We start from the raw sequence: 5,210 nt of genomic DNA on the forward strand, positions 1-5,210 counted from the left end.
ACTCTTATAGGCAAGTCTTCCCGAAGATTAAACCTTTCATTTAGTTCCCCACTAAGCGTCTGCATAAAATCTTCAAAACATTCTATCTTTACCAAAGTTAATTCCACGGAATAATCACTCACGTACTGGTATCCTGATCCATCAGGATCTGTCAAAATAAGGGTACGTAGAACTTCATGCCTGTCAAGAAGCATATGGAATGCATCTTCTAAAAAACGGAGAGTTACTCTCTTATCTAATCGGAAAACCATTGGAATATTATAGGCATGGCTTCCTCCTTCATAGTTTTCAATAAACCATAATCTTTCCTGACCAAAGGACAAGTATTGCTCTCTGACCTGCTTTACAGGTACAGACCTAATCTCTTCAACGGCAAATTCTGGCAAATCTTCGAGAGCCCGTGATAAACCTGCAATACTTTTATGATTGAATACCATCCCTCCCGTAGCCTGTATTCCTGTTTGATGATAAATTTTATTGACCAATTTAATAACCATAATACTACTTCCTCCCAATCGGAAAAAATCATCATGGATACTGATATGATCTGAATCTAGACCTAACACTTCTCCATAAATCTCTACCAGCTGCTCCTGTAAAGGCGTCTGAGGGCTTGCATATTCCGTCTCCCTTGTAAATAAGGGTTCTGGTAATGATTTTTTATCTAATTTCCCGTTTATGGTTATCGGAAGCTCCTTCAAATGTACATAAGCCGAAGGAACCATAAAATCAGGAAGCACTTCTGATAATAACACTAAAATATCTCTAGAATCAAGCGGATTCTCTGAAACATAGTAAGCAGTAAGATACTTTAAACCCATATTGTTCAACCTGCATATTACTACTGCCTGGCGGATACCAACCAATCCAAGAAGAGCTGCTTCAATCTCCCCGGGCTCAATGCGGTAACCACGAATCTTGATCTGTGAGTCGTTACGGCCCAGATATTCAAGATCACCACCGGTAAGAATACGGACAAGGTCTCCGGTTTTGTAAATCCGTCCATTATAGCCTGATGCTTTTTCCTGCTCAGTCTGAAATGGATTAGACAAAAAGCACTCTGCAGTAAGCTCAGGAAGGTTTAAATATCCTCTTGATACTCCAACTCCACCTATATACAGCTCTCCGACTGCTCCAATAGGAACAGGACGCAAATAGGAATCCAAAACATACACTGAAGTATTACCTAGAGGTACTCCAATATTAAGAGGATTACTATCATGATGCCGTATTTGTTTATAGGTGGCATAAATAGTTGCTTCAGTAGGACCATATAAATTATATATGTTCTTATAAAGGGACCAGTACTTCACGGTTTCTCCATCACCAGGCTCACCTGCATACATCAAAGTCTGTAAAGAAGGGAAATCATAGTGAGGCAATAAAGAAAGCATTACGGGAGGAAGATAAGCATGGGTAATCTCATGAGTCAAAAGGTAATCCTTAACTAAATTAATATCTTTTTTAGTATGTTCGTCCAATAGGTGTAATTCATTGCCGTACAACAATGCACTAAAAAATTCTGAAACAGAAACATCAAATACATAAGAAGTATAGGCACTAAATCTGCCCATTTCACAAAAGTTATATATTCCTCTTATTTCTTCTATGAGGTTGACAACACTCGTATGCTCTATCATTACTCCTTTAGGCTTGCCCGTTGTTCCACTGGTATAAATGACATACGCTAAATTATCGGATTTTACATTTGTTTCAGGATTATCAGCTCTAAAGCTGCCGAGTTCTTTAATCATCTTTTCATCATCAAGACAGATGATATCTGGTATCTCATATCCAAGTTTACTTACAGAAGCTGATTCAGTAATAATCAAACGAGCTCCGGTATCAGGCAGGATATGTTTTCTTCTTTCTGATGGAAAGCTGGGATCCAAAGGAACAAAGCCGCCCCCTGCCTTCATTACGGCGAGAATACCAATGAGCATTTGTTCTGAGCGCTGTAAGCATAAGGGGACCAGTTCGTCAGGTTTTATTTTATATTTTTCAAGTAAATAGTGAGCCAGACGATTCGACCTTTCATTAAGCTCCTGGTATGTTAATCTTATTTCCTGATAAACCAGTGCTGTTTGATTAGGAGTCCGGGACACCTGCTTTTCAAATAAACGGTGAATGGTAGCTTCTCTATTATAAGCAGAATAGGTTTCATTGCAAGCCGAAAGCCAGTTATAGTCTTCCGTCCCCACCAGCTGAAGTTCAGAAAGCTTTATTTCTGAGCCACCAGAAAGGTGTAATGCCGAGATCTGCTTTAAAAAATAAAGATAAGCAGATTTCATCCTTTTTATTGTTGATTCCGTATAAAGACAACTTGCATAATTAAATGTTCCGGATAAAACTTCATCCGTATCATCAATCATAGTAGTAATATCAAATTTAGCAGTATCATAAGAAACACTGCCCTCAAAAGGATAAAGAAAAGAATTTCCTTTAAACACATTAGCTGGCATCTTACTAAAACTTTCAAATCCGAACATCACCTGAAAAATAGGATGCCGCGAAGAATCATTTGCAATATCAAGTGCGCTAACAAGTTTTTCGAAAGGAATGTCCTGATTGGCCTGTGCCCCGGAAACTGAAGTAGAAACTTTTTTGATAAATGCACTGACATTTGTATTATAGTCAATTGTTTCACGAAGAACCAATGTATTAACAAACAAACCTATCATGTTCTCCAGCCCCTGATAATGACGATTAGTAAATGGGGTTCCTACAACAATATCATCCTGTCCCGAATAAGAGGATAGCATTAGATAATATGAGCTGAGCATCACACTATATAAACTGACTCCAAGTTTTTTTGCTAAAGATCTTAAATCAGAACTTATTTCTGAAGGTATTATAAATGAAATTGTATTACCTTCATATGATATTTCCGGCGGTCGTTTAAAATCCAAAGGCAGATTTAAAGTTTCAAAACCGTTGAGATAAGACTGCCAATATTCAAGCTGCTTCTTTAAAATTGTATTGTTAAGATGATTCCGCTGCCATAGTGCGTAGTCTTTATATTGAAATTCCAACATTGGAAGTTCATATTGACAACCTGAAAACAATGACTGATAAATGGCATACAGCTCACGTAAAAAAACTTCTACAGATCCTCCGTCAAAAGCAATGTGATGACATACTACAGACAAATAATAATTCTCATTCATTGAAAAAATACGTATAGAAAGAGGAATTTCTTCTGACAAGCAAAATATTCTCTTTGCTTCTTTACATATTTCCGTTTCCAGAGCATCAAAACTGCTTACCTCCTGAACAGTCAATTCTAAGTAAGGATCTGTAACCTGTTGATAACCTACCCCCTCATTGCTAGTTAAGATTAGACTTCGAAGAATTTCATGTCTTTGTATAACACTTACCAGAGATTTAGACAAAATGGAAATATTTACACTTTTATCTATACGACATACAAGCGGTATATTATATGCATTGTTTCCTCCTTTGTATTGGTCTATAAACCACAATCCTTCCTGAGAAAATGACAAAAGCTGATCTTCCGCATATCGAACATCTGCCTGATCTATACGAATAGTTTCTATAGTAGGTAAGATTTCAAGTACATTGGCCAATTCGACAATACTTTTATTATCGAATACGACTGATACATTAACCTGCATATCCAAATCCTGTCGAATCTTAGCAATCAGCTTAATAGCCATAATACTGTTACCTCCTAAACGGAAAAAATCATCATAGATGCTGATATAATCAGGATCGAGACCCAGGATTTCTCCATAAATCCACACAAGTTGCTCCTCTATCCAGGTCCTGGCCGCAACATATTCCGTTTCCCCTGTAAACAAAGGTTCCGGTAATGATTTTCTGTCTAACTTCCCGTTTATCGTCAGCGGAAGTTCCTTCAAATGTATATAAGCCGAAGGAACCATATGATCCGGAAGTATTTCTGATAACAAAGCTGAAATATCAGCAGGCTCAAACGGAATATCCGACACATAATAAGCAGCAAGATATTTTAAACCCAGGCTGCTTTCCCTGCACATCACCACAGCCTTGCGGATACCACTTAACTCAACAAGAACGGCCTCAATCTCACCAGGTTCAATACGGTAGCCACGAATCTTTAACTGAGAATCGTTACGACCCAGATATTCCAGATCACCGTTTGGAAGAAGACGAACGAGATCTCCCGTTTTATAGATCCTCCCATTATAATATGATGCTTTTTCCTCTTCAGTCTGAAAAGGGTTCACTAAAAAGCGTTCTGCAGTAAGCTCGGGACGATTTAGATACCCCCGGGATAGACCTACTCCACCAATATACAGCTCTCCGACTGCGCCAATGGGAACGGCACGCAAATAGGAATCAAGTACATATGCTGAAGTATTACCAATCGGACGACCAATATTGAGAGAATTATCTTCTTCGCAATAATGATGATAAGTAGCGCATACTGTTGTTTCTGTAGGACCATAAGCATTAATCACGTCAACTCCGTATTTTCTGTAGCATTCCATGATTTCAGAATTAGTAGTATCTCCAGCAACAATGATTTTCTCTAATGGTAAAATTGATTCTTTATCCAATAACGCTGGAGGAATCGTAGCAACTTTAATATCATGCTGAATAATATATTTCTGCAATATCTCCAAATCTGTTCTCGATTCGTTCGGCAAAACATGCAGGATATTTCCGAGTGCAAATACCCAATATACTTCCCAAACATGCGCATCAAAGACATAATCAGCATACCAAAGTAAATTTTTCTGTTCTGATCGATATAAAACTTTCTCCATATCCAATATTGAAGCCTGCTGTTCTATTAAATTCACAACACCATTATGTTCAATCATCACACCTTTAGGCCTACCTGTTGTTCCACTGGTATAGATAACATAAGCCAGATGGTCGGGTCTTACTCCGGTAACAGGATTTTTTCTAAAATATTTTTGAATTCCGTCTGCTGCCTCTGCATCATCCAGATTCAAAATAACAGGTCCCTTATTAGCAATTGCTGAAACATATTCATGCAGCTTTGATACGGTCTCTTCTTCCGCAAGAACAAGGCGAGCCCCTGTATCATTCAGAATATGACTCAGTCTATCTGCAGGATAGCCAGGATCAACAGGGACATAAGCTCCTCCTGCTTTCAAAACTCCTAAAATCCCTATTAGCATCTTTTCTGAACGGTTAAAACAAATAGGGATAAGTTCATCAGGACGGATATCATAATG

Annotated in this window: 1 protein-coding gene; it reads right to left on the reverse strand. The window is 38.1% G+C overall.

All coding sequences use genetic code 11. From position 1 onward, the window contains the following. Positions 1-5,153 (reverse strand): amino acid adenylation domain-containing protein (locus AC59HC_RS22935; RefSeq protein WP_496559446.1); only part of this gene is annotated, 5,153 nt, incomplete at its 3' end. Between the last annotated feature and the right edge of the window lie 57 nt (positions 5,154-5,210).

The organism is Chryseobacterium sp. DZ-32 (assembly GCF_059587025.1).